Raw genomic sequence first — 25,472 nt, 5'->3', positions numbered from 1 at the left:
CCGCGGCCTTCAAGGGTGTACGCCTCGCCAAGACGGTCACGATCGCCGGCGGCGAGACGACCGACGTGGTCTTCGCCCCCGCCGACAACCCCCAACTCCGGCTGCGCAACCCGGCGTTGTGGTGGCCCAACGGCTACGGCGAGGCCACCCTGCACGACCTCACCCTCACCGCCTCCGTCGGCGGCGCGGAGAGCGACCGGCGCACGACCCGCTTCGGGATCCGTCAGTTCGGCTACGAGTACGAGGTGCCGCTGACGTTCCAGACGGGCGGCGACTCCTACGCGCAGACGGTGAACTTCACCCGCCGCAAGGCGCGTTACGTACGGATCATGTGCCGTACACGGGCGACGAGTTGGGGCTCGTCCATGTGGGCCCTGTCGGTCGTGGACAGCCTGGCCCAGGACACCGACCTCGCCCTCGGCAAGACGGCCACGTCCTCCTCCGTGGACGACCCCGGCAACAAGCCGGACAACGTGACCGACGGTGACGCGGGCACGCGCTGGTCCTCGTCCTTCGAGGACGACCAGTGGATCCGCGTCGACCTCGGCTCCTCGGTCTCCTTCGACCGGGTCGTCATCACCTGGGAGCAGGCGTACGCGAAGACCTACACCGTCCAGGTCTCCGACGACGGCGACAACTGGACCGACGCGGCCTCGGTGGACAACACGGCGGTACCGCTGCCGTTCCGGGCCGGTGGCGCGGCGAGCATCCAGAGCGTGGACATCGACGCGCAGAGCGCCCGGTATCTGAGGATCTTCTGCAGTGAGCGAGCGACGGGTTACGGCTCCTCGATGTGGGCCCTGTCGGTCGTGAACAGCGCGTCACCGGACACCGACCTGGCGCTGCACAGGACGGCGACCTCGTCCGCCGACGAGAACTCGGGCAACGGGCCCGGCAACGCCACCGACGGCGACCCGGGCACCCGCTGGTCCTCCTCCTACGAGGACAACCAGTGGATCCGCGTCGACCTCGGCTCGACCGTGTCCTTCGACCGGGTGGTCATCACCTGGGAGGCGGCATACGCCAAGAAGTACACGATCCAGGTCTCCGACAACGGCGACGACTGGACCGACGTGAAGTCCGTCGACAACAGCACCAAGCCGTTGAAGATCAGCGTGAACGGCACCCGGGTCTTCTGCCGGGGCGGCAACTGGGGCTGGGACGAGCTGCTGCGCCGGATGCCGAAGTCCCGTATGGACGCGGCCGTGCGGATGCACCGGGACATGAACTTCACGATGATTCGCAACTGGGTCGCGTGCAGCAACCGCGAGGAGTTCTACGCCAGTTGCGACGAGCACGGCATTCTGGTGTGGAACGACTTCCCCAACGCGTGGGGGATGGACCCGCCGGACCACAAGGCGTTCCTGGACACCGCGCAGGACACCGTGCGCCGGTACCGGATCCACCCGAGCGTCGTGGTGTGGTGCGGCGCCAACGAGGGCAACCCGCCCGCGGCGGTCGACGACGGCATGCGGGCGGCGGTGCGCGCCGAGGCGCCCGACCTGCTCTACCAGAACAACTCCGCGGGCGGGATCGTCTCCGGCGGCGGCCCCTACGGCTGGGTCGAGCCGGAACGCTATGCCTCCGCCGCCACGTACGGCGGTGGTGTCTTCGGCTTCCACACCGAGATCGGCATGCCGGTGGTGTCGACGGCCGAGACGCTGCGCAACCTCGTCGGCGACGAGCCCGAGTGGCCGATCGGCGGCGCCTGGTACTACCACGACTGGAGCACCCGCGGGAATCAGGCACCGCAGAACTACCGCGCCGCGATCGAGTCCCGCCTGGACACCACGACCGGTCTGGAGGACTTGGCCCGCAAGGCGCAGTTCGTCAACTACGAGAACCACCGCGCCATGTTCGAGGCCTGGAACGCCAACCTGTGGGAGGACGCCAGCGGCTTGATGCTGTGGATGTCCCACCCGGCCTGGTACAGCACGGTGTGGCAGACCTACGACTACGACTTCGACGTCAACGGCGCCTACTACGGCTCCCGCAAGGCGAGCGAGCCCGTCCACGTCCAGGCGGACTCGGCGAGCGGCAAGGTGATCGCGGTCAACCACACGCCCAAGGCGATCAAGGGCGCCACGGTTTCCGCGCGCTGCTACGACCTGACGGGACGTCAACTCGCCGCCGAGCAGCGCAAGAAGGTCGACATCGAGTCCTCCGCGACCACGAGCGCGTTCACGGTGAGCAGGGACGGCCTGCCGGACTTCCACCTCCTCCGGGTGCGACTCACGGACGCGCGCGGCGCGTTGCTGTCCGAGAACACGTACTGGCGCTACAAGAACCCGCAGGACATGCGGGCGCTGAACGCCGCGGCGCGGACCCGGGTGTCCGTCGACATCACCGACACGGACGACTCGGGCTCCCGCCACGGCCTCACCGCCCGCCTCCGCAACCGCGGTTCGTCGGTCGCGGCGATGGTGCGCGTCTCGCTCCTCGACGCGAAGTCGGGCGACCGGGTGCTCCCCACCCTGTACAGCGACAACTACCTGTGGCTGCTGCCGGGTGAGTCCCGCACCCTCACCGCGTCCTGGCCGGCCGAGGCACCGGGCGGGACCCGACCGAAGCTGCGGGTGGAGGGGTACAACGTGCCGACGGCCACGGCGAGGCCGTAGGACAGGATCCGGCCGTGGTCAGGGCGGTCGGAACACAGGAGTCGAGGGTCGGGCACATGCGCCGGGCCCTCGACTCCGCGTGTTTCCATACGCTCATGGCCACCGAACCACTCCGCACGCAGCGTCCCGTCGGCATCCGACCGAGGACCGATCACGACCTCAGCCGCTGCGTCGAGGTGCTCGCCGCCGTGCACGAACACAGCGGCTATCCGGTGAACTGGCCTGCTCGGCCCGCGAGTTGGCTGACTCCGGACTCGCTGCTCGCGGCCTGGGTGGCCGAGCTGGACGGGAGAGTGGTCGGTCATGTCGGGCTGTCCCGGAGTGGTGAGGGAGACGTGGCTCCCGGATTGTGGAGCGCGAGGCACGGCACCGGCACCGATACCGCGGTCGTCAGCCGGTTGTTCGTCTCCCCCGATGCGCGCGGGCACGGCATCGGTGCGGCCCTGATGGACCGTGCCGTCGGGGAGGCGCGGGCGCGCGGGCTGCACGCGGTGCTCGATGTCGTCGCGTCCGACACGGCCGCAACCGCCCTGTACGAGCGGCTGGGTTGGGAGCTGCTGGATGTCGTCGAGCAGCGCTGGGCGGCCGACCAGGTCGTGTCGATCCGTTGCTACGCGGCGCCGGGCGGAGTGCGCCGCTAGAGACTCGACCGCGGACTCACCAGTCCCGTCTCGTAGGCCACCACCACCGCCTGGGCCCGGTCGCGCAGGGTGAGTTTGGTGAGGACGCGGGAGACGTGGGTCTTGACGGTGGCCTCGGACAGATGGAGGCGGGCGGCGAGTTCGGCGTTGCTGAGGCCCTCGGCGAGCAGCTTCAGCACGTCGAGTTCGCGCGGGGTCAGGGCCGCCAGGTCGCGGTGCAGGGCAGCCGACGCGGTGCTGGTGCGGGCGAAGCGTTCGACGAGGCGGCGGGTGATGGCGGGGGCGAGCAGCGCGTCCCCGGCCCGTACCGTGCGGACGGCGGCGACGAGTTGCTCGGGGGTGACGTCCTTGAGGAGGAAGCCGCTGGCTCCTGCGGACAGCGCCGCGTACACGTAGTGGTCGAGGTCGAAGGTGGTGAGCATGACCACGCGGGGTGGATCGGTGGCGCCGTCCAGGATGCGTCTGGTGGCTTCCAGGCCGTCCATGTCGGGCATCCGGATGTCCATCAGCACCACGTCGGGCAGGGTGCGGCGGACCGCCGCCACGGCCTCGCCCCCGTCGGCCGCCTCGGCGACCACGTCGATGCCGTGGGCGCCGAGGATCAGCCGGAAGCCGGTGCGTACCAGGGCCTGGTCGTCGGCGACGACGACCCGGAGGGGCGGGTTCATGAATGCTCCAGTCTCAAGAGTGCCGCCGTCCCCCGGTCGCTCCGACTTCACCGGTGCCGCAGGGGGATGAGGGCGTGCACGCGGTAACCGCCTAGGGGGCGTGGGCCGGTGCGCAGGGTGCCGCCGTGGACGGCGAGGCGTTCACGCAGGCCGATCAGTCCGCGTCCGTTGCCGGTGGCCGCGGCGGGGGCGGGCGGGCCGCCGGTGTCGCTGATCTCCACGTCCAGTTCCTCGTCGCCGTACGCGATCCGTACGCTCGCCTCGGCGCCGGTCGCGTGCTTGACGGTGTTGGTCAGGGCCTCCTGCACCACGCGGTAGGCGGCCAACTCGACGCCCGGTGACAGGGATTGGGGTGCCGTTCCGGTCACGGTCAGCTCGACCGGCAGTCCGGCGGCGCGCATCCGCCCGACGAGGGACTCCAGTTGGGCCAGCCCGGGCTGCGGCCCCAGACACCGCTGATCGAGGTCATCGGTGTCCGGCGTGAGCAGTCCCATGACCTGCCGCAGCTCTCCCATCGCCGCCCGGCCGCCCGTCTCGACCGCGAGCAGCGCCTCGCGCGCCTCCTCGGGCGAACTCTCCATGATCGTGCGGGCGGCGCCGGCCTGGATGACCATCACGCTCACGTTGTGCGTGACGACATCGTGCAACTCCCTTGCGATCCGGGCGCGTTCGAGCTCGACGGCCCGGCGCAGCGCCTCGGCCTGCTCGTGCTCCACGGCGGTCAGCCGACTCCGGGTCTCGGCGGCCCGGCGCCGCCAGGTGCGCAGTCCGACGGCGGCGATGACGAGCGGCACGGACAGCAGCAACGGCACGTACTCGGTGGGCACGGTGGGCTGTGTGGTCGCGAGGTCGGGCGGGACGGGGTACGGGAGCGGATACGCGTAGGGGTAGGGCCGGTCGCCGCCGCCCGTGGGCAGGCCGATCAGCGCGACCGCACCCACCAGACTCACCAGCGTGCCCACCCGGTAGGGGCTGTAGGCCGCCGCCGAATAGGCGGCGATGACGCACTGGTAGAAGGTGATCCGGGCGAGGCTGTCCGGGGTGAGCGCGGTCGCCGTCATGACGATCCACAGCACGGTCAGCGGATAGCGGCGCCGCAGGGCGAGCGCCCCCGAGGCCACGAAGACCAGGTCGAGCAGGCCCACCATGCTGTGCCCGTGCGCCTGTTGGTACCCGTCGTCCATCGTGAACTGGACCGAGAGCACGGCCAGGACCAGCGCCAGCGCCCCGTCGGCGAGCCGGTCGCGCCGGCTCGGCACGGGCAGTGGACCGGTCGGCCGCAGCAACGCCCCGGCGCCGACGCGCAGTCGGCCCGGCGCGCCGTGTCCCACCCGCTCCCACACCGTCACCCGTCCAGTCTCCCGGGCCCGCGGCACCTCGGGAATCCCTCCGCAGGCCTGCCCGCGTACATCCGGCGCGTACATCTCAGGGATGACCCCGCACGCCATGGTCCGCACGCGGTACGGCGATTACCCCCGGCGGCCGTCGTGCCCGCACCGCCTCCGTTCCTAGCGTCGTCGCATCCGATACGAGGAGTTCCTCGCCGTCGCGGCGAGGACCGAGGGAGTGGGCCATGAGCACACCCGTGATCGAACTGCACGAGGTCGGCCGCCGCTACGACGCCGGGCCACCGGCGCTGCGGGAGGCGTCGCTGACCGTACGGGCCGGGGAGGCGGTCGCGATCCTGGGACCGTCCGGCAGCGGCAAGTCGACGCTGCTCAACCTGGTCGCGGGTCTGGACCGGCCGGACGAGGGAACGGTCACGGTGGACGGCGTCCGCGTGGACCGGCTCGGCGAGGCGGCCGCCGCGCGCTATCGGCGGACCAAGGTCGGCATGGTGTTCCAGTTCTTCAACCTGCTGGACGACCTGACCGTCGTCGACAACGTGCTGCTGCCCGCCCGCCTGGCGGGCCTCGGCCGGCGCGAGGCGCAGCGCCGCGCGGACGATCTGCTGGAGTCACTCGGCATCGCCCGGCACGCGCAGACCTACCCCGGCCGGCTGTCCGGTGGTGAGCGCCAACGGGTCGCCGTGGCCCGGGCCTTGATGAACCGTCCGCCGCTGCTGCTGGCCGACGAACCGACCGGCGCGCTCGACTCGGCGTCCGGCGAGGACGTGTGCCGGCTGCTGCGGGAGCTCAACGAGGAGGGCCAGACGGTGGTCGTGGTCACCCACGACCTGGCGCTGGCCCGCTCCTGCACCCGCCGCACGGTCCACCTGGTCGACGGCCGGATCACCTCCGACACCGCGACCGGGACGGACATCGACGCGACCACGGAGCCGGTCCGATGACCGCGCTGGTCCGGGTCGTCCGCGTGGGCATGGCCCGGCGTCGGGTGCAGAGTCTGGTGATCGGCCTCGCGACACTGCTCGCGGTGACGGCGTCCGTGCTGGGCGGGTCGCTGCTGGTGGCGTCGGAGGCGCCGTTCCAGAAGGCCTTCGACCGTCAGCACGGGGCGCAGCTGACCGTGGGGTTCGACGCGGACAAGGTCACCGAGGCACAGGTGAGGGCGTCGGCACGGGCCGACGGGGTCGAGGCCTCCGCCGGACCCTTCCCCACCGCCTCGGTGGGCCTGGGCGTCAACTCGCAGGCCACCGTGCCCCTTTCGCTCGTCGGCCGCTCGACCGCCGGCGGCGCCGTCGACAAGGTGGACGTGACCGAAGGGCGCTGGGTGGAGAAGCCCGGCGAGATCGTCCTGTCGGCGGACTCCGGCCCCTCCATACGTGTGGGCCGGCAGGTGACCTTCCCCGACCAGCCCGGCAGCCCGACGCTGACGGTGGTCGGCCTGGCCCGCTCAGTGAGCCGCACCGCCGACGGCTGGGTGCTGCCGTCCCGGATCGCCGACCTCACCGCGTCCGGCGAGCCCGACGGCTACCAGATGCTCTACCGCTTCACCCACGCGGCCACCTCCGCCCAGATCACCCACGACCGGGCCGCGATCGCCGCGACCGTGCCCGCGAAGTCGCTGACGGGCACGCAGTCCTGGCTGTACGTCAAGAAGGCGGCCACCCGCGAGACTTCGCTGTTCGTGCCCTTCCTGGTCGCGTTCGGCGTGCTCGGCCTGGTCATGTCGGTGCTGATCGTCGGCAACGTGGTCGCGGGCGCGGTGGCCACCGGCATCCGGCGCATCGGCGTCCTCAAGGCCGTCGGCTGCACACCCGGTCAGGTCGTCCGGGCCTGCGCGGGCCAGGCCGTGCTGCCGGCCGCGGTCGGCGCGGTCCTCGGCACGGTCGCGGGCCATCTGCTCGCCGTACCGCTGCTGTCCGAGACGGAGGACGCGTACGGCACGACCGGGCTCGGGGTGGAGGTGTGGGTGGACGTGCTGGTGGTCGGCGGGGTGCTGGCGGTGGTCGCGGCCACGGCCTGCGCGAGCGCCTGGCGGGCCGGCCGGCTGCGTACGGTCGACGCGCTGTCCGTGGGCCGCACGCCCGCTCCGGGCCGGGGCCGGCGGGTGGCCCGGCTCACCGCGCGGCTCCCGCTGCCGCGACCCGTCGGCCTGGGACTGGCCCGACCGTTCGCCCGTCCCGCGCGCACCCTCTCGATGGTGGCGGCGGTCGCGTTCGGCGCGGCGGCGGTCACCTTCGCCACCGGCCTGTCGTCCTCGCTCGGCGAGGTGATCGCGGCGAAGAACCACAACGCGGCCGAGGTCACCATCGGCGCACAGGGACCGGGCGGCGGACCCCAACCCCAAGGACGGGTACGCCAGGGGGCCACGCCCGCCGTTCCCGCGAAGGTCGTCTCGGCGATCCGCGACCAGTCGGGCACCCGCCGCTCCTACGGCTCCGCGAGCACGGAGTCGACGCTGTCGGGTGTGTCCGGAAACGTCACCCTGTTCGCCTTCGACGGTGACGCCTCCTGGGGCGGTTTCCGGATGATCTCGGGACGCTGGCTCGCGGCGAAGGGCGAGGCCGTGGTCGCGAGTACGGTGCTGACCGCGGCCGGGGCCGACGTCGGGGACACGATCACGCTGAACCTGGAGGGCAGGCCGGTGTCGGTCCGGATCGTCGGCGAGGTCTTCGACACGGGCGACGACGGCATGCGCGTCTTCACCGAGCTCAGCACCCTCAAGTCGGCCGCGCCGGACCTGAAGCCCACCACCTACTCCATCGACCTGAAGCCGGGCACCGACACGGATGCCTACGTCGACGCGCTCAACGCCGACCTCAAGCCACTGGGCGTCAGCGCGACGAGCGCCAAGTCCCTGAACGGCAGCGACACGGTCACCGTCCTCAACACACTGACCGCGTTCCTGACCGCACTGCTGGTCTCCGTCGCCGCGCTGGGCGTCCTGGGCGGGGTCGTCCTGGACACCCACGAACGCGTCCGGGACCTCGGCGTCCACAAGGCCCTCGGCATGACACCCCGTCAGACCGTCACCATGGTCGTCACGTCGGTCGTCCTGCCGGGAGTCGTCGGAGGCGTCCTCGGCGTACCGCTCGGGGTGGCGGTGCACGACGCGGTGATGCCGGCGATGGGCCGCAGCGCCGGACTGCGCCTGCCCGACTCGGTCACCTCCGTCTACGGCGGTCCCGAACTGGTGCTGCTGGCCCTCGCCGGCACGGCCGTCGCCGTCCTGGGCTCGCTGCTGCCGGCCGGCTGGGCGGCCCGGATCCGCACGGCGACCGCCCTGCGCGCGGAGTAGGGCGCGGGGCGGACAGTCGTGCAACGGAGCCGTGCGAGGGAGCCGTGCAACCCCCTCGCAACCTTGCCCGTGCTGCCCTGGTGGCATGGACGAGGACACTCCGCGCGTCGAACTCACCCCCGCCGCCGCCGACCTGCTGCGCAAGCTGCACGGGACGCACGGCCCGCTGATGTTCCACCAGTCGGGCGGCTGCTGCGACGGCAGCGCGCCCATGTGCTACCCGGAGGGCGAGTTCCGCACCGGGGGCTCGGACGTGCTGCTCGCGGAGCTGGCGGTCGAGGGGGTGCCGGAGCCGGTGACCTTCTGGATGTCGCGCAGCCAGTACGAGGTGTGGAGCCACACGCGGCTGATCATCGACGTCGTAGCGGGTCGCGGCAGCGGTTTCTCGTTGGAGGCGCCCGAGGGGCTGCGTTTTCTCACTCGTTCTCGCGTAGTCGGCGCCTAGGGACCCCGCCGGACACCACCTTCTGATGCACTTCTCCTGAGTCCTGGGACAGTTGACGAGACTTCAGGGGGCACTGTGACGCGTCGTCAAAGACGTCGTTCGGCACACAGATCGGTACTGGCGTTTCTCACGGCGTTCGGCGCGCTGGCCGGTGCGGCCCTGGCGGGGGCGGCACCGGCCAGCGGCGTGCCGAGGGCCGTTTCCGTCGGTTCGGGGGTGACCTACCAGCAGTTCGACATCCAGGGGATCAAGGGGCTGACGCACGCCCACCTGGTCACCGTGAACCTGCGCGACGCGCGCGTGAAGCTCGACCTGCTGTATCCGGGAACGGTCGCCTCCCGGGCCGCGCTGTCCACGCTGGCCAACGCCAAGGGCGCCGTCGCGGCCGTCAACGGTGACTTCTTCAACATCACCGAGGCCCAGCACCCGGGTGTCGAGGCGACGTTCTCCACCGTGGGCCCGGCGATCGCGAGCGGCCGGACGCTGAAGGCGGCGGTGCCGAACGGACAGCGCTTCGGTCCCTCGATGCCGCCGGGCCGCACCACGCAGGACGTCATCGGCGTGGGCGTCGACCGCAGGGCCCGGCTGGACAGCCTGAGCCTCACCGGCTCGGTCCGCACACCGGTGGGGCAACTGCCGCTCGGCGGACTCAACCAGTACGCGCTGCCGGTGGGCTCCGTCGGCGCGTACACCTCCGACTGGGGCAGCGCCTCCCGGGTGCGCGCCACCTGCGGCACCGACACCAACCGCGCCGCCGCGTGCAGCACGGACACCTACGAGGTGACGATCCGCAGCAACCGGGTCGTCTCGACGTCGGACACCCCGGGCAAGGGCGTCATCGCGGCCGGGACCACCGTGCTGGTCGGCCGTGAGGCGGGCGCGCAGCAGCTGCGGAAGTTCTTCAAGGGCGAGCCGGTGAAGGTGAAGACGCGGCTGGTGGCCTCGACCTCCGGGATCCCGTACCGCTTCGCGCTCGGCGGCTACCCGGTGCTGATGGGCGGTCAGCCGCTGGCCGGGCTCGACAACGCGGTCGCGGCCGTGCGGACCGCCGTCGGCATCGCGGACGGCGGACGGAAGCTGCTGCTGTTCGCGCTGGACGGCGCGCCCGCCTACCGCACGGGTCTGACGATCGCCGAAGTGGCCGCCACCATGCGGTCGTTGGGCTCGGTGGACGCCTTCAGCCTGGACGGCGGCGGCTCGTCGGACCTGGTCGCCCGCGAGCCGGGCGCGACCGCCGTGTCCGTACGCAACCACCCGTCCGACGGTTCGGAGCGTCCGGTGCCGACCGGCATCGGGGTCTTCACCAAGTGAGCCCGGCGGGCCTCACGGCCGCAGACTACTGACGATGTCGGCGGTCGCCGTGAGGCCGCTGTGGATGGTGGGCGCCATGCTCGTGCCGGCCAGGAAGAAGCCGAGCAGGGCGCACACCAGGGCGTGCGACACCTTCAGCCCGCCGCTGCGCAGGAAGATCACCGCCAGGATCAGGAGCAGCACCAGCACAGAGATGGAAATGGCCATCGTCAACCTCCTCCGCCACGCCCGTTTCGCGGCGTTCGGCCGTAAGTGTGGCGTAGCAGAGGGTTCGTCCGGGCGGCTGACCCGCCCCCCGGACGTGTGATGTCCACGGTGCCGGATTGACGCCCGGCGGCGGGCGTCCGGGTGACCGGGTGACCGGCCGCGACCTACCGGTGAGCGTCGAGGAAGGCCTCAAGACCTGCCAGGTCGTCGGTGTTGAAGTAGTCCACGCCGGCGTCCAGCAGTTCGGTCCACAGCGCGTCCCGGGCGGGCCCGGCCACCTCGGGGGTGTTCCAGAAGCGCACCTTCTGTCCGCGGCGGTGTGCCTGGCGGATGATGTCGCGCAGCTTCTGCTGCTCCGCCTCGGGGAAGGCACCCGCGCCGAGCCAGGTGAAGTTGAGCTGCCAGTTGTCGCTGATCAGCGGGACGAAGGAGGCGGGCGCCGCGGTGCCGAGGTCGGTGAGGCGACCGTCGTAGAAGGCGCGGCGCACGGTCTGCGCCTCCATGGGGATGCGGGCGGCCCGGTCGCCGGAGATGACGTTGGTGACCGCGCCGGGGTGCACCCGGCCGTGCGCGTACGTGGTGAACAGGTGCTTGTAGCGCTGGAGATGACGGTCGAGTTCGAGGTACGTCGAGGAGCCCTCGGTCTTGATGTCGATGAGCAGTTGCAGCGGCTGGCGGTAACCCCGGTACACGGAACCGTGGTTGCGCTTGACCAGGGCGGCCAGCGGGTCGAGGTAGAGGGACTCCAGGGTGCGCGTCGGGTCCAGTTGGGTCGCGTCGTGCGCGATCAGGAGCTGGTCGCCGACGAGGAAGATGTCGGCCTCGACGCTGCCGAAGCGGTGGTCGAGGGCGTCGAAGAGAGGGCGCGGATGGTCGTAGTCGTTGTGGGCGTGGGCCTTCCACAACGGGCGCTGCCGGTGCTTGTTGTCGCTCGCGAACGCGCTGCCCGCGGGCGGGGCGAGCACGGCCGCGGTGGCGGCGCCGAGGGTGGTGAGAACTCTGCGACGGGTGATGTGGGCCATGTTCTGCCTCCCTGTGGGGCGGGTCGGAACCACAGGGAGTATGCGGCGGGACCAGGCTCGATGAACCTGTACATGCCAGGAGTTGGCCGGACTGCCGTCGCTCGTTCACTCCTTCCGCCCAGCCGCACGAAAAAGCCCGCCCCAGGTGGGGCGGGCTTCACCGGGTGAATCTCAGGGGGCTCGCAGGTCGACGAGTTCGGCCAACTCGGCGCGATGGGCGCCGGTTGTGCCGTATGCGATGGAGTCGGCCTTGGCCCGCTTGAGGTAGAGGTGGACCGGGTGCTCCCACGTCATGCCGAGTCCGCCATGCAACTGCACGGCCTCCTCGGCCGCGTGGACCGCGACCCGTGCCGCGTAGGTCTGCGCGACGGCGACCGCCACATCGGTGTCCTCACCGGTGGCGAGCGCGTCGGCGGCATTGCGGGCGGCGGCCCGGAGGTTGACGACCTCCAGCCACAGCTGCGCGAGCCGATGCTTGAGCGCCTGGAAGCCACCGACCGGCCGGTTGAACTGCTTGCGCTCCTTCAGATAGCGCACGGTCTCGGTCAACGCCCAGTCAGCTAGCCCGAGTTGCTCGGACGCGAGCAGCCCGGCCCCGGCCCGCAACGCACGCCGCACGGCGGGCCCACCATCACCGACGAGCCGGCCACGCGCCCCGTCGAAGGACACGGTCGCGACCGGCCGGGTGAGGTCCAGGGAAACCTGCGCGTTGACTGTGGCCTCGGCCGCCTCCACCGCATACAGCCCACCGTCCTCCGCCGGCACCAACAGCACATCGGCGACGGCCGCGTCCGCGATCCCGGTCAACTCCCCGTACAGCAGCCCGTCTTCGAGTCGTACGGTCTTGAAGGCGCCGCCCGGAGCGACGTTCAGGGCGACCGCGAGGGCGCCGATGCGCCGACCGGAGGCGAGGTCGGCGAGGAGGTCGTCGGCGTCGCAGGCGAGCAGGGCCTCGGTGGCGACGACGGCGCTCGTCAGATAGGGCACGGGGGCCACGGCGCGCCCCAACTCCTCAAGGACGACGGCGACTTCGCGGTGCGTGGCGCCCTGGCCGCCCTTGTCCTCGGGCACCAGGAGACCGGCCAGGCCCATGCCGTCGGCGAGGGACTTCCACAGCGACAGGTCGTGCGGGGTGTCCGACTCGGTGCGCTTGATCACGCTCGCCGCGTCGCAGTGGTCGGTGAGCAGGTCGCGGACGGCGGCGCGGAGGGCCTCTTCCTCCTCCGAGTAGAGCAGGTCGGTCATCGGGCCAGGTCCTTCCATGCGACGTCCTTGTCGGTGCGCGGCTCGGCGGGCAGGCCCAGGACGCGTTCGGCGACGATGTTCAGCAGGACCTCGCTGGTCCCGCCCTCGATACTGTTGCCCTTGGAGCGGAGGTAGCGGTAGCCGGCGTCACGGCCTACGAAGTCCACCAGTTCGGGGCGGCGCATGGTCCAGTCGTCGTACAACAGGCCCTCCTCGCCCCGGAGTTCGACCTCAAGGCCGCTGATCTCCTGGTTGAGGCGGGCGAAGGAGAGCTTCATGCCGGAGCCCTCGTAGCCGGGCTGGCCGGCGACGAGCTGCTGGCGCAGGCGTTCGGCGGTGAGGCGGGCGACCTCGGACTCGACCCAGAGGCCCAGCAGCCGCTGGTGGAGGTCGGGGGTGCGCAGTTCGGGGCGTTCGCGCCAGGTCTTGGCGACCGGGCCGATCATGCCGCCCTCGCGGGGCAGCCGCATGCCGCCGATGGCCACGCGCTCGTTGTTCAGCGTGGTCTGCGCGACCCGCCAGCCGTTGCCGACCTCGCCGAGGCGGCGCGAGTCCGGGATGCGGACGTTCGTGAGGAAGACCTCGTTGAACTCCGCCTCGCCGGTGATCTGGCGCAGCGGACGGACCTCGACGCCGGGGTCGGTCATGTCGCAGAGGAAGTACGTGATGCCCGCATGCTTGGGCACGTCCGGGTCGGTGCGGGCGATGAGGATGGCCCAACGGGCGAGATGGGCGCTGGAGGTCCACACCTTCTGCCCGTTGACGACCCAGTCGTCGCCCTCACGGACGGCCCGCGTACCCAGCGCCGCCAGGTCGGACCCGGCACCCGGCTCGCTGAAGAGCTGGCACCAGACCTCCTCCCCCACCCAGAGGGGCCGCAGATAGCGCTGCTTCTGCTCCTCGGTGCCGTACTGGAGGATCGTCGGCGCGGCCATCCCGAGGCCGATGCCGATGCGCCGGGGGTCGTTGTCGGGGGCGCCGGCGGCCGCCAACTCGGCGTCCACGACGGCCTGGAGGGAGCGCGGCACTCCGAGTCCGCCGAGCCCTTCGGGGTAGTGCACCCAGGCGAGCCCGGCGTCGAAGCGGGCCTTGAGGAAGTCGAGCCGGTCGGTGGTGGCCGGCGGATACGCGGCCAGCAACTCCGCGGTGCGGCGCGTCAGTTCGGCTGCGTCGGTCATGCGCCGGCTCCGCTCTCCTGAGACCCGTTCCCCTGAGACCCGCTCTCCTGAGATCCGTTCCCCTGAGACCCGGCCTCCAGTGACGGGACGATGACGACCCGGCCCGTGGTGACGCCGTCGCCGACCCGCTGCACGGCGTCCGCGGCGCCCGTCAACGGCACCCGCTCGCTCACCAACGGCTTGATGGCGCCGCGCGAGGCCAGGTCGGTGAGCTCCTCGTGGCAGCGCAGGATCAGCTTCGGGTTCTTGGTGGCGTACAGGCCCCAGTGCAGGCCGAGGATCGAGTAGTTCTTCACGAGCGCGTGGTTGAGCCCCGGGCTGGGGATGTTCCCGCTGGCGAAACCGACGACCACGATCCGCCCCTCGAAGGCGACGACCTTGGTCGACTGCGTGTAGGCCTCGCCGCCGACCGGGTCGTAGACCACGTCCGCGCCCCGCCCGCCGGTGGCCTCCTTGACCCGGGCGACGACGTCCTCGCTCCGTCGGTCGACGACGACGTCACAGCCCAACTCCCGGGCCACGTCCACCTTTTCGGCCCCGCCGACGACCCCGATGACGGTGGCGCCGGCGGCCTTGCCGAGCTGGACGGCCGCGCTGCCGACCCCGCCGGCGGCGGCGTGCACGAGCAGCGTCTCGCCCGCCTCCAGGTGGGCCCGGCGGTGCAGGCCGAACCAGCCGGTCTGGTAGCCGATGTGCAGCGCGGCGGCCTCGGCGTCGTCCAGCGAGTCCGGCGCGGGCAGCAGACCGACGGCATCGGCGACGGCGTACTCCGCGAAACCGCCGTACGGCAGCGCGGGGTTGGCGATCACGCGGCGACCGTCCTCGGTCTCGCCGCAGATCTCCACGCCCGGCGTGAAGGGAAGCGGCGGGCGCACCTGGTACTGCCCCCGGGCCATCAGCACATCGGGGAAGTTGATGTTCGCGGCACGCACCTTCAGCAGCACCTGGCCGTCACCGGGCGTGGGCGTCTCCACGTCCTGGAGCCGCATCACCTCGCTCGGCTCGCCGTTCTCGTGCACTTGCCATGCCTGCATGCGGTGCCTCCACGCGACTGCCTCGCCCGACGGGGTTCGAAACGCATACTAAGCGGTCGCTTGCCCTCAGGGAACCGCCCGCACGGAACCGTCACCCACGTCACGCCCGCCGGTCACCCCCGCACACCATGCCCGCCCGTCATCCCTGTCCCGCCCGCTTGGGCCGCGCTCGCACATGCATCCGCTCCCCCTGCGGCCCGAACAGGCTCAGGAACTCGACCGGCCCCTCCCCCGTCGACCCGAACCAGTGCGGCACCCGGGTGTCGAACTCGGCCGCCTCCCCCGCACCCAGCACCACGTCGTGCTCACCGAGCACCAGCCGCAGCCGCCCGGACAGGACGTACAGCCACTCGTACCCCTCGTGTGTGCGCGGGTCCGGCTCCAGCTTCCGCTGCGGTTCCAGCACCTTGAACGCCTGGAGCCCGCCGGGCTGGCGGGTCAGCGGCCAGTGGGTGCGTCCGCCCATCACGATCGGCTTGGCCCGCACCCGCGGATCGCCGGGCGCCGGCGCGCCGACCAGCTCGTCCAGCGGCACCTGGTGCGCCCGCGCGATCGGCAGCAGCAGCTCCAGACTGGGCTTGCGCAGCCCCGACTCCAGCCGCGAGAGCGTGCTCACCGAGATGCCGGTCGCCTCGGAGAGCCCGGCGAGGGTCGCGCCCCGCTCCTTACGGACCCGCCGCAGCCGCGGGCCGACCTCGGCAAGGACCTCGCTCGTGCCGTCGCTCGCGCCGTCGTGCGTGTCGTCACTCATACAGGTATTGCAGTTTCGGCAAACGAGTTTGTCAATCCCGCGATCTCGCAGGACTGTCGACGTGGAGGTGGTCAACCATGACCGACAGGTACGAGAACAGCGACACGTACGAAGTGGTCGTCGTCGGCGGCGGAGCGGCCGGGCTCTCCGCCGGGCTGGTGCTGGGCCGGGCCCGGCGCCACACCCTCGTCGTCGACGCGGGCGAACCGCGCAACGCACCCGCCGCCCATATGCAGGGCTATCTGACCCGGGACGGCATGTCCCCGGCGGAGTTCCTGGCGACCGGCCGCGAGGAGATCGCACGCTACGGCGTCGAACTGGTCCAGGACCGCGCGGTCGACGTGGCACGGGACGACGGGGACTTCACCGTGTCCCTGGCCGGCGGCCGGACCGTACGGGCCCGCGCCCTCGTCATCGCCACCGGCCTCAAGGACGAACTGCCCGACATCCCCGGCCTCGCCGAGCGCTACGGCCGTGACGTGCTGCACTGCCCGTACTGCCACGGCTGGGAGGTACGCGACCAGGCGTTCGGCGTGCTGGCCACCACGCCGATGAGCGTGCACCAGGCGCTGATGGTGTCCCAGTGGTCGAAGGACGTGACCCTGTTCCTGCACGAGATCGCCGAGGACACACTCTCGGACGACGACCTGCGCAGGCTGGCGGCGGCCGGGGTCAAGGTGGTGCCGGGTGAGGTGGCCGGGCTGGTGGTGGCCGACGACCGGTTGACCGGCATCCAGCTGGCGAACGGCACGGTCCACGACCGGTCGGTCCTCTTCACCGCCCCGCGCGCGATCCCGCAGACCGATCTGCTGGCCAGGCTGGGCGCCGAGATGCAGGAGACCCCCTTCGGCACCTACCCGGTGATCGACGAGCGGGGCCTGACGACCGTGCCCGGCTTGTGGGCGGCGGGCAACGCGAGCGGATTCGCGGAGCAGGTGATCAACGCGGCCAGCCGAGGCTACCGAGCGGGCGCGGCGATCAACGGAGAGCTGCTCTTCGCCGATCTCGACTCGGCTGTCCAGGTGTAACCGCCCAGATGTGCACGCCCAGGTGTGGAGCCGCCGCCTCCGTTGCAACATGGCTGCATGCTCCTTGCCCGGCTGGCCCACGTGTCCCAAGAGGTCGCCGCCACCTCGGCGCGATCCCGGAAGATCGCCCTGCTCGCGGAGCTGTTCCGGGACGCCGAGGCGGACGACGTCCCGATCGTGATCCCGTACCTCGCCGGACGCCTCCCGCAGGGACGGCTCGGCGTCGGCTGGAAGGTGCTGAGCAACAAGGTCGCCCCGGCCGCCGAACCGACCCTCACCGTCCGCGAGGTGGACGCCCGTCTCACCGACCTCGGCAAGGTCGCAGGCGCCGGCTCGCAGGCCGAACGGGCCAGGCTGGTCGGTGAGTTGATGGGCGCGGCCACCGAGGAGGAGCAGCGCTTCCTCTTCGGACTGCTCACCGGCGAAGTGCGGCAGGGCGCCCTGGACGCGGTGGCGGTCGAAGGCCTCGCGCAGGCGACCGAGGCCCCGCCGGCGGACGTACGGCGAGCGGTGATGCTCGCCGGTTCCGTGCAACCGGTGGCCCAGGCCCTCCTCTCCGACGGCCCCGCCTCCCTGGACCGCTTCCGCCTCACCGTCGGCCGCCCGGTCCAGCCGATGCTCGCGCACACCGCCGCCTCGGTCGCCGAGGCGGTCGAGAAGCTGGGCACGTGCGCGGTGGAGGAGAAGCTGGACGGCATCCGCGTACAGGTGCACCGCGACGGCGACTCCGTACGGATCTACACCCGCACCCTCGACGACATCACCGACCGCCTGCCCGAAGTGACGGCCGCCGCGCTGGAGTTGAGAGGCGAGCGGTTCATCCTGGACGGCGAGGTCATCGCGTTCGACGCGGACGGCCGGCCGCGTTCCTTCCAGGAGACCGCGGGCCGTGTCGGTTCCCGTGTGGACGTGGCGACGGCCGCCCGCGAGGTCCCGGTCTCCCCCGTCTTCTTCGACGCACTCTCTGTCGACGACCGCGACTTGCTCGACCTGCCGTTCGTCGAGCGGCACGCGGAGCTGGCCCGGCTGGTGCCGGAGCCGATGCGGGTGCGGCGCGCGTTGGTGTCCGGTCCGGACGACACGGCGGCGGCGGAGGCGTTCCTCGCCGAGACCCTGGCGCGCGGCCACGAGGGGGTCGTGGCCAAGGCCCTCGACGCGCCCTACAGCGCCGGTCGGCGCGGCGCGTCCTGGCTGAAGGTGAAGCCCGTACACACCCTCGACCTGGTGGTCCTGGCCGCCGAGTGGGGCCACGGCCGCCGCACCGGCAAGCTCTCCAACCTCCACCTCGGCGCCCGCAACCCGGACGGCACCTTCGCCATGCTCGGCAAGACCTTCAAGGGCATGACCGACGCGATGCTCACCTGGCAGACGGAACGCCTCCAGGAGCTGGCCGTCGAGGACAACGGCTGGGTGGTGACCGTACGCCCGGAACTCGTCGTCGAGATCGCCTACGACGGTCTGCAGAAGTCGACCCGCTACCCGGCCGGCGTCACCCTCCGCTTCGCCCGCGTGGTCCGCTACCGCGAGGACAAGCGGCCGGAGGAGGCGGACACCGTGGAGACCCTGCTGGCCGCACACCCGGAGGTGAAGCCGTGACCGGCCCGAAGCGCAGCGCGGGTCTGCTGCTGTACCGGCGCACCGGGCAAGGTCTGGAGGTGCTGCTCGGTCACATGGGCGGGCCCTTCTTCGCCAAGCGGGACGCGGGCGCCTGGTCCGTCCCGAAGGGTGAGTACGAGCCCGAGGAGGAGACCGCCTGGGACGCGGCCCGGCGCGAGTTCCAGGAGGAGCTGGGGCTGGCGCCGCCCGACGGGGAGGCGGTGCCGCTCGGTGAGGTGCGGCAGACGAACGGCAAGATCGTCACGGTGTGGGCGATCGAGGCCGATCTGGACCCGGCGACGATCGAGCCGGGCACGTTCCGGATGGAGTGGCCGCCGAAGTCGGGGCAGCTGCGGGAGTTCCCCGAGCTGGACCGCGTCGAGTGGTTCGCGCCGGACCGGGCCAGGGCCCTGATCGTCAAGGCGCAGGCCGCGTTTCTCGACCGGCTGGCGGAGCACTCGGACTGAACAGCGGCCCACACGTTGCGGTGCCCGGCGCCGCGCGGGAAGGTCGGAGCAAGCCCGCCCCCAGGAGGTCAGCCATGCCCATCGCGACGGTGAATCCGGCGAACGGCGAGACGCTCAAGACGTACGAAGCCATGGGCGACGAGGAGGTGGAGCGCCGGATCCGGCTCGCCGAGGCGACGTTCCGCACCTATCGCACGACGACGTTCGCCGAACGCGCCCGCCTGCTCACCAGGGCCGCCGAACTCCTCGACGAGGACCAGGCCGACATCGGCGCGGTCATGACCACCGAGATGGGCAAGCCGGTCAAGCAGGCCCGCGCGGAGGCCGCGAAGTGCGCCAAGTCGATGCGCTGGTACGCCGAGCGCGCGGAGGGTCTGCTGGCCGACGAGGAGCCCGCGGACCACGACGTGAAGGACTCCGGGGGATCCCGCGCCCTGGTCCGCTACCGGCCGCTGGGCCCGGTCCTCGCCGTCATGCCCTGGAACTTCCCGCTCTGGCAGGTGATCCGCTTCGCCGCACCCGCGCTGATGGCGGGCAACGTCGGCCTCCTCAAGCACGCCTCCAACGTCCCGCAGACCGCCCTGTACCTGGAGGACCTCTTCCACCGGGCGGGCTTCCCGGAGGGCTGCTTCCAGACGCTGCTCATCGGCTCCGGCGCGGTCGACGAGATCCTGCGCGACGAGCGCGTACGGGCTGCCACGCTCACCGGCAGCGAACCCGCCGGGCGGGCCGTCGCCTCCACCGCCGGCGAAATGATCAAGAAGACGGTGCTCGAACTCGGCGGCAGCGACCCGTACATCGTCATGCCGTCGGCCGACATCGACCGGGCCGCGAAGATCGCGGTCACCGCGCGCGTGCAGAACAACGGGCAGTCGTGCATCGCCGCCAAGCGGTTCATCGTGCACACGGACGTGTACGACGCGTTCGCCGAGCGGTTCGTCGCCGGGATGAAGGCGCTCACCGTCGGTGACCCCACGGACGAGGGCACGGACATCGGACCGCTCGCCACGGAACAGGGGCGGGCCGATCTGGAGGAACTGGTCGACGACGCCAGGCGCAGCGGTGCGGCCGTGCTGTGCGGGGGTGAGCGGCCGGACCGGGAGGGCTGGTGGTATCCGCCGACGGTCCTGGCCGGCATCGACCGCGAGATGCGGATCCACCGGGAGGAGGCGTTCGGTCCGGTGGCCACGCTGTATCGGGCCGACGGCCTGGACGAGGCCGTGCTGATCGCCAACGACACGCCGTTCGGGCTGAGTTCCAATGTCTGGACCCGGGACGACGCCGAGGTGGACCGGTTCGTACGGGATCTGGAGGCGGGCGGGATCTTCTTCAACGGCATGACCGCGTCGCATCCGGCGTTCCCCTTCGGCGGGGTGAAACGGTCCGGGTACGGGCGTGAGCTGTCCGGGCACGGAATCCGGGAGTTCTGCAACATCACGACGGTTTGGCACGGAGCGTGAACGCTGCGCGGCTACCATCCCGTCTGTGAACCGCGAAGTGACTCTGCCTCTGATCGTCGACGACCGCGGGACCTTGCAGGTGGCTGCCGCCGATGTCAGCAAGTTGTTGCGGACCGTGGGTGGGAGGTGGCTGCATCTTGTCGAGGCCGGGGAGGAGTCCCTGGACGAGGACACGGTTGCCGCTCTGACGATCGAGCTTGCGAAGCTGGCCGATCGGATTGATGTGGCCTGCATTGCGCACAGCAGCGGGGGCGCGTCATAGGGGTGCTTGTGCGGTGCCGGGTGCGGGTTGAGTGTGGCTGGTCGCGCAGTTCCCCGCGCCCCTAGGGAGTGCCCTGAGCCTGCGCCAAGAGGCTTGCCCAGAACATCGCCTCGTAGTGCTGAAGTGCTCGACTGTAGTGCCGTACCGCTTCCTCGTCCGTTGGCTCCGCCCTTGGGGCTGGCGGAGCCGGTTCCGCGAAGAAGTCGAAGAAGGCGCATGCTTCATCGGTGAAGGCGTAGTGGCGGCGTAGGGCCGTGGCGATTGTTGCGCAATAGGCGCCCCATTCCGCGAAGTTGGACGTCAGGGCCAGGAGCGCGTCCGTGGGGTCCGCGTTGAGGGACAGCCAGGCGACGTAGGCGGGGTAGGACTGGCAGCCCGATAGGGGCTCGTATGTGCGGGAGCGGGGCTCGTTCACGCCGCAAGCCGTCGCGAAGGCATCCAGGCGCCGGGCCGCCTCCGCCTCTCCTTCCGCGAGCGTCCTGAAGAAATCCGCGGTCTCCGGCTGCGCCTTCGCGCGTTGCGCCAGGTGGAGGAAGGCGCGGCGGTCGGCCGGGATCACCCGTTGTTGTTCCAGGGCAAGGGTTGCGAGGGTCTCCACGGGGGCCGTGCCGGTCGCGATCAGCGCTACCAGGGGGTTCTCGGTCATCGGGGATCCGTCCGTGTGGGTCCGGCTACTGATCCGACCTTTACACAGGGTCCCTGAATTGGAGTAGTCCACCGAGAGAACGTCGCCCCCACGGGTGATCGTGGGTGCACCACCCCCAGAGGTGAACCACCTTCTGACCGGGGGGCCGAAAGCCTTCCGGACGGCGAAAGCAGGCACGGTTCATGGCGACTTTGTGCAGACCCTCGGTGTCCGTCCCGGAGCACGTCATCACGATGGAGGAGACGCTGGAGCTGGCACGCTCCCGCCACGCCGACCACCCCCAACTGCCGCTGGCCCTCCGGCTGATCGAGAACACCGGCGTACGTACCCGGCACATCGTGCAGCCGATCGAGGAGACCCTGAAGCACCCCGGGTTCGAGGACCGCAACCGGATCTACGTGGCCGAGGCCAAGGCCCGGGTCCCGTCGGTGGTGCAGCGGGCGCTCGACGACGCGGAGCTCCTCACCAGCGACATCGACGTGATCATCTACGTCTCGTGCACGGGCTTCATGATGCCCTCGCTCACGGCCTGGCTGATCAACGAGATGGCCTTCGACGCCACCACCCGCCAGATCCCCATCGCCCAGCTGGGCTGCGCGGCCGGCGGCGCCGCGATCAACCGCGCGCACGACTTCTGCACGGCCTACCCCCAGGCCAACGCGCTCATCGTGGCCTGCGAGTTCTGCTCGCTGTGCTATCAGCCCACCGACCTCGGCATCGGCTCCCTGCTGTCCAACGGTCTGTTCGGCGACGGGATCGCCGCCGCCGTGGTGCGCGGACGGGGCGGCGAGGGCATCGAGCTGGAGCGCAACGGCTCGTACCTGATCCCCAAGACCGAAGAGTGGATCATGTACGACGTCCGGGCCACCGGCTTCCACTTCCTGCTGGACAAGCGGGTGCCGGCCACCATGGAGCCCCTCGCACCGGCGCTCCAGGATCTCGCGGGACTGCACGGCTGGGACGCGGCTGACCTGGACTTCTACATAGTCCACGCGGGCGGGCCCCGAATACTCGACGACCTCAGCAAGTTCCTGCAGGTCGACCCGCACGCCTTCCGGTTCAGCCGGGCCACCCTCACCGAGTACGGCAACATCGCCAGCGCCGTCGTCCTGGACGCGCTGCGCCGGCTCTTCGACGAGGGCGGTGCCCAGGACCGGGCGCGCGGGCTGCTCGCCGGGTTCGGACCCGGCATCACCGCCGAGATGGCCCTGGGCCGCTGGCACCGGGACGACGAAACGACGTGACATGAGCGACGACACGATCACCGAGACCTTCCTGCCGCCGATCCGGCACTGGCCCGCGCGCGATCTGACCGGGGTCGACTTCGACCCCGTGCTCGCCGAGTTGATGCGCGAGGGCCCGGTCACCCGGATCCAGCTGCCCAACGGCGAGGGCTGGGCCTGGCTGGTCACCCGCCACGACGACGTACGCATGGTGACCAACGACCCCCGGTTCAGCCGCGAGGCGGTCATGGACCAGCCGGTCACCCGGCTCGCCCCGCACTTCATCCCGCAGCGCGGCGCGGTCGGCTTCCTCGACCCGCCCGACCACACCCGGCTGCGCCGCTCGGTCGCCGCCGCGTTCACGGCGAGGGGAGTCGAGCGGGTGCGCGAGAAATCGCGCGTGCTGCTCGACGAACTCATCGACGAACTCATCGAGAACGGCCCGCCCGGCGACCTCACGGCCACCGTCCTCAGCCCGTTCCCCATCGCGGTGATCTGCGAGCTGATGGGCGTGCCGGCCGCCGACCGGCACGGCATGCACACCTGGACCCAGCTGATCCTGTCCTCCTCGCACGGCAAGGAGGTCAGCGAACAGGCCAAGCAGGAGATGGGCGCCTACTTCGGCGATCTCATCGGCCTGCGGGAGGGCAGCTCCGGCGAGGACGTCACCTCGCTGCTCGGCGCCGCCGTGGGCCGGGGCGAGGTGACGCTCGACGAGGCCGTCGGCCTCGCGGTGCTCCTCCAGATCGGCGGCGAGGCGGTCACCAACAACAGCGGGCAGATGTTCTACCTGCTGCTGACCCGCCCGGACCTGGCCGAACGCCTGCGCGCCGAGCCGGAGATCCGCCCCAAGGCCATCGACGAACTCCTGCGCTACATCCCGCACCGCAACGCGGTCGGCCTGTCCCGCATCGCCATGGAGGACGTGGAGATCCGAGGCGTACGGATCCGCAAGGACGACCCGATCTACGTCTCCTACCTGGCCGCCAACCGCGACCCGGAGGTCTTCCCCGACCCGGAGAAGATCGACTTCGGCCGCAACCCCAACCCGCACGTCTCCTTCGGCTTCGGCCCGCACTACTGCCCCGGCGGCATGCTCGCCCGCCTGGAGTCGGAGCTGCTGATCGACGCGCTGATGGACCGCTTGCCGGGCCTGCGGCTGGCCGTACCCCCGGACCAAGTGCCCTTCAAGAAGGGCGCGTTGATCCGCGGCCCCGAGTCCCTCCCGGTGACGTGGTGAGCCGCCGATGACCGCGCCAGAGGGCCTGCTGGTTCCGCCGGGGCACGGCCGGATCGTCCAAACCCCGGCACAGCGCGTGACGTTCAAGGTCACCGGCACGCACTCCCGGACGGCCTCCACCTTCGAGGTGGAGGTCCCCCCGGGCTTCGACGTCGGCGCCCACGTCCACACCCGCAGCGAGGAGTTGTTCTACGTCCTCGAAGGCGAACTGGACGTCCTGGCCTTCGAGCCGCGCATCCGAACCCCGGACAACTGGCAGCGCTGGGAGTCGAGTTCGGGCACCCGGGTGGTACGAGCCACTCCGGGCACGCTCATCGCCGTACCCCCCGGATGTCCGCACGCGTTCGCCAACCCGACGGACACCCCGGCGAGAATGTTCTTCCAGGCGTCCCCGCCACCGGACCACGAGCGCTACTTCGAGGAACTGCTGGAGATCCTGGGCAGCGGGGGTCCTCCGGACCATGCGGCGATCGAGGAACTCCGGGCGAGGTACGACATCGAGCAGCTGACGCCGCTTCGACATCGTTAGCCGCTAGCGGATGGGCATGCCCGACAACGTACGGGCTATCACCAGTCGTTGGATCTCACTCGTACCCTCGAAGATCGTGTAGATCGCCGCATCCCGATGCATCCGCTCCACCGGGTACTCCCTGGTGTAACCGTTGCCGCCCAGTATCTGGATCGCCTGGGCGGTGACCTTCTTCGCCGTCTCACTGGCGAACAACTTCGACATCGACCCCTCGGCCGCGGTGAACTTCTTCCCGCTGATCGCCATCCAGGAGGCCCGCCACGTCAACAGCCGGGCCGCGTCGATGGACGTCCGCATGTCGGCCAACTGGAAGGCCACACCCTGGTTGTCGATGATGGGCCGCCCGAACTGCTCACGCGTCGTCGCGTATTCGAGGGCCACCTCGTAAGCAGCCCGAGCAGTACCGACCGCCATCGCCGCCACCGCCGGCCGCGAAGCCTCGAACGTGGCCATCGCCGCGTTCTTCACCCGCTCCCCCGCCTTCTTGGCCCGCTCCCGGGCACGGGCGAGGCGCTCGTCGAGCTTCTCCTTGCCGCCGAGCAGACAGGAACCGGGAACACGGGCGTCCTCAAGCACGACCTCGGCGGTGTGCGAGGCACGAATCCCGTGCTTCTTGAACTTCTGGCCCTGCGAGAGACCGGGAGTGCCGGGCGGGACGATGAAGGACGCGTGGCCCTTGGAGCCCAGCTCGGGGTCGACGACCGCGACGACGACGTGGACGTTGGCGATGCCGCCGTTGGTCGCCCAGGTCTTCGTGCCGTTGAGGATCCACTCGTCGTTCGCCTCGTCGTACACGGCACGCGTGCGCATGGAGGCCACGTCGGAGCCGGCGTCGGGCTCGGAGGAGCAGAAGGCGGCGACCTTGACGTCGTTGGCGTCGCCGTACATCTGGGGGATCCAGGTGCCGATCTGCTCCTCGGTGCCGTTGGCGAGGACGCCCACGGCGGCGAGGCCGGTGCCGACTATGGAGAGGGCTATGCCCGCGTCGCCCCAGAACAGCTCCTCCATGGCCATCGGTATGCCGAGGCCGGTGGGGTCGAAGTACTGCTGGGCGTAGAAGTCGAGGGAGTAGATGCCCACCTTGGCGGCCTCTTGGATGACCGGCCAGGGAGTCTCCTCACGCTCGTCCCATTCGGCGGCCGCGGGGCGGATGACGTCGGCGGCGAAGCCGTGCAACCAGTCCCGGACCTCCTTCTGTTCGTCGTTGAGCTCCATGGTGAACTCGGCCATGTCTCCTCCAGCGGCGGCACACCTGCATGT

Annotated in this window: 23 protein-coding genes and 1 pseudogene; 14 read left to right on the top strand and 10 right to left on the bottom strand. The window is 71.0% G+C overall.

The genetic code is table 11. The features are described from left to right. Positions 1–2,618, top strand: a 2,618-nt coding sequence (locus tag ACWDR3_RS29785) for a discoidin domain-containing protein (protein ID WP_450355664.1), incomplete at its 5' end; no start/stop codon positions are given. 95 nt (positions 2,619–2,713) lie between these two features. Further along, positions 2,714–3,259 (top strand): N-acetyltransferase family protein, encoded by a 546-nt coding sequence (locus ACWDR3_RS29780; protein WP_450355663.1) that lies wholly within the window; start codon positions 2,714–2,716, stop codon positions 3,257–3,259. On the opposite strand, the gene ACWDR3_RS29775 is transcribed toward ACWDR3_RS29780, so the two are convergent. After that, positions 3,256–3,927, bottom strand: a complete 672-nt coding sequence (locus ACWDR3_RS29775) for a response regulator (protein ID WP_450355662.1) — start codon at positions 3,925–3,927, stop codon at positions 3,256–3,258. The genes ACWDR3_RS29780 and ACWDR3_RS29775 overlap by 4 nt on opposite strands. A 47-nt stretch (positions 3,928–3,974) precedes the next feature. After that, positions 3,975–5,276, bottom strand: a complete 1,302-nt coding sequence (locus ACWDR3_RS29770) for a sensor histidine kinase (RefSeq protein WP_450355661.1) — start codon at positions 5,274–5,276, stop codon at positions 3,975–3,977. Positions 5,277–5,500: 224 nt separating this feature from the next. Here ACWDR3_RS29770 and ACWDR3_RS29765 point away from each other — a divergent pair, with 224 nt between their 5' ends. The 4 genes from ACWDR3_RS29765 (at position 5,501) to ACWDR3_RS29750 (ending at position 10,324) form a co-directional block, all read left to right on the top strand. After that, a complete protein-coding gene (locus ACWDR3_RS29765) occupies positions 5,501–6,217 on the top strand; it encodes an ABC transporter ATP-binding protein (RefSeq protein WP_450355660.1) in 717 nt (238 codons plus the stop codon). After that, positions 6,214–8,568 carry an FtsX-like permease family protein gene (locus ACWDR3_RS29760; RefSeq protein WP_450355659.1) on the top strand — a complete coding sequence of 785 codons (2,355 nt, stop codon included), beginning with the start codon at positions 6,214–6,216 and terminating at the stop codon, positions 8,566–8,568. The genes ACWDR3_RS29765 and ACWDR3_RS29760 overlap by 4 nt, the downstream gene beginning before the upstream one ends. Positions 8,569–8,653: 85 nt before the next feature. Continuing rightward, positions 8,654–9,013 (top strand): DUF779 domain-containing protein, encoded by a 360-nt coding sequence (locus ACWDR3_RS29755; RefSeq protein WP_401725999.1) that lies wholly within the window; start codon positions 8,654–8,656, stop codon positions 9,011–9,013. A 75-nt stretch (positions 9,014–9,088) separates the two neighbouring features. After that, complete coding sequence (locus ACWDR3_RS29750) at positions 9,089–10,324, top strand: phosphodiester glycosidase family protein (protein WP_450355658.1); 1,236 nt, start codon at positions 9,089–9,091, stop codon at positions 10,322–10,324. A 12-nt stretch (positions 10,325–10,336) separates the two neighbouring features. Here the strand turns inward: ACWDR3_RS29750 and ACWDR3_RS29745 are convergent, their stop codons facing one another. The 6 genes from ACWDR3_RS29745 to ACWDR3_RS29720 form a co-directional block, all read right to left on the bottom strand. Next, on the bottom strand, positions 10,337–10,531 hold the full coding sequence (locus tag ACWDR3_RS29745) for a hypothetical protein (RefSeq protein WP_401725995.1): 195 nt from the start codon (positions 10,529–10,531) through the stop codon (positions 10,337–10,339). Positions 10,532–10,695: 164 nt separating this feature from the next. Then, a complete protein-coding gene (locus tag ACWDR3_RS29740; protein WP_450355657.1) occupies positions 10,696–11,553 on the bottom strand; it encodes a phosphatidylinositol-specific phospholipase C/glycerophosphodiester phosphodiesterase family protein in 858 nt (285 codons plus the stop codon). A gap of 171 nt (positions 11,554–11,724) precedes the next feature. Beyond that, positions 11,725–12,798 (bottom strand): acyl-CoA dehydrogenase family protein, encoded by a 1,074-nt coding sequence (locus ACWDR3_RS29735; protein WP_450355656.1) that lies wholly within the window; start codon positions 12,796–12,798, stop codon positions 11,725–11,727. Beyond that, positions 12,795–13,976, bottom strand: a complete 1,182-nt coding sequence (locus ACWDR3_RS29730) for an acyl-CoA dehydrogenase family protein (RefSeq protein WP_450355655.1) — start codon at positions 13,974–13,976, stop codon at positions 12,795–12,797. The genes ACWDR3_RS29735 and ACWDR3_RS29730 overlap by 4 nt, the downstream gene beginning before the upstream one ends. Then, entirely contained in the window at positions 13,973–15,010 is a 1,038-nt protein-coding gene (locus ACWDR3_RS29725; RefSeq protein ID WP_450355654.1) for an NADPH:quinone oxidoreductase family protein, read from the bottom strand. Before ACWDR3_RS29725 ends, ACWDR3_RS29730 begins: the two co-directional genes overlap by 4 nt. A 139-nt stretch (positions 15,011–15,149) precedes the next feature. Further along, positions 15,150–15,761, bottom strand: coding sequence for a helix-turn-helix domain-containing protein (locus ACWDR3_RS29720; RefSeq protein WP_450355653.1), 612 nt, complete (start codon positions 15,759–15,761; stop codon positions 15,150–15,152). Positions 15,762–15,838: 77 nt separating this feature from the next. On the opposite strand from ACWDR3_RS29720, the gene ACWDR3_RS29715 reads away from it, so the two are divergent. From ACWDR3_RS29715 to ACWDR3_RS29695, 5 genes are all read left to right on the top strand, one after another. Continuing rightward, entirely contained in the window at positions 15,839–16,789 is a 951-nt protein-coding gene (locus ACWDR3_RS29715; protein ID WP_450355652.1) for an NAD(P)/FAD-dependent oxidoreductase, read from the top strand. A 57-nt stretch (positions 16,790–16,846) separates the two neighbouring features. Continuing rightward, on the top strand, positions 16,847–18,385 hold the full coding sequence (locus ACWDR3_RS29710; protein WP_450355651.1) for an ATP-dependent DNA ligase: 1,539 nt from the start codon (positions 16,847–16,849) through the stop codon (positions 18,383–18,385). Continuing rightward, a complete protein-coding gene (locus tag ACWDR3_RS29705) occupies positions 18,382–18,852 on the top strand; it encodes an NUDIX domain-containing protein (RefSeq protein ID WP_450355650.1) in 471 nt (156 codons plus the stop codon). Before ACWDR3_RS29710 ends, ACWDR3_RS29705 begins: the two co-directional genes overlap by 4 nt. A gap of 74 nt (positions 18,853–18,926) precedes the next feature. Next, complete coding sequence (locus ACWDR3_RS29700; RefSeq protein ID WP_450355649.1) at positions 18,927–20,312, top strand: NADP-dependent succinic semialdehyde dehydrogenase; 1,386 nt, start codon at positions 18,927–18,929, stop codon at positions 20,310–20,312. 25 nt (positions 20,313–20,337) lie between these two features. Then, positions 20,338–20,574 carry a DUF6213 family protein gene (locus ACWDR3_RS29695; protein WP_450355648.1) on the top strand — a complete coding sequence of 79 codons (237 nt, stop codon included), beginning with the start codon at positions 20,338–20,340 and terminating at the stop codon, positions 20,572–20,574. Between the two features lie 61 nt (positions 20,575–20,635). Here the strand turns inward: ACWDR3_RS29695 and ACWDR3_RS29690 are convergent, their stop codons facing one another. Then, positions 20,636–21,220, bottom strand: coding sequence for a thiaminase II/PqqC family protein (locus ACWDR3_RS29690; RefSeq protein WP_450355647.1), 585 nt, complete (start codon positions 21,218–21,220; stop codon positions 20,636–20,638). Positions 21,221–21,393: 173 nt separating this feature from the next. On the opposite strand from ACWDR3_RS29690, the pseudogene ACWDR3_RS29685 reads away from it, so the two are divergent. The 3 genes and pseudogenes from ACWDR3_RS29685 to ACWDR3_RS29675 form a co-directional block, all read left to right on the top strand. Then, positions 21,394–22,464, top strand: a pseudogene (locus ACWDR3_RS29685) (type III polyketide synthase); the annotation flags it as partial. A gap of 1 nt (position 22,465) precedes the next feature. Further along, positions 22,466–23,683: a cytochrome P450 gene (locus tag ACWDR3_RS29680; protein ID WP_450355646.1), complete on the top strand. Its 1,218-nt coding sequence runs from the start codon at positions 22,466–22,468 to the stop codon at positions 23,681–23,683. Positions 23,684–23,690: 7 nt separating this feature from the next. Then, positions 23,691–24,212, top strand: a complete 522-nt coding sequence (locus ACWDR3_RS29675; protein ID WP_401725975.1) for a cupin domain-containing protein — start codon at positions 23,691–23,693, stop codon at positions 24,210–24,212. A 3-nt stretch (positions 24,213–24,215) separates the two neighbouring features. Here ACWDR3_RS29675 and ACWDR3_RS29670 read toward each other — a convergent pair whose 3' ends face one another. Continuing rightward, on the bottom strand, positions 24,216–25,442 hold the full coding sequence (locus tag ACWDR3_RS29670) for an acyl-CoA dehydrogenase family protein (RefSeq protein WP_450355645.1): 1,227 nt from the start codon (positions 25,440–25,442) through the stop codon (positions 24,216–24,218). Positions 25,443–25,472 lie beyond the last annotated feature (30 nt).

It is taken from the genome of Streptomyces sp. NPDC001002, assembly GCF_053599215.1.
The sequence above is the reverse complement of the archived record's forward strand: the minus strand, read 5'-3'. Positions and strand labels throughout refer to the sequence as shown.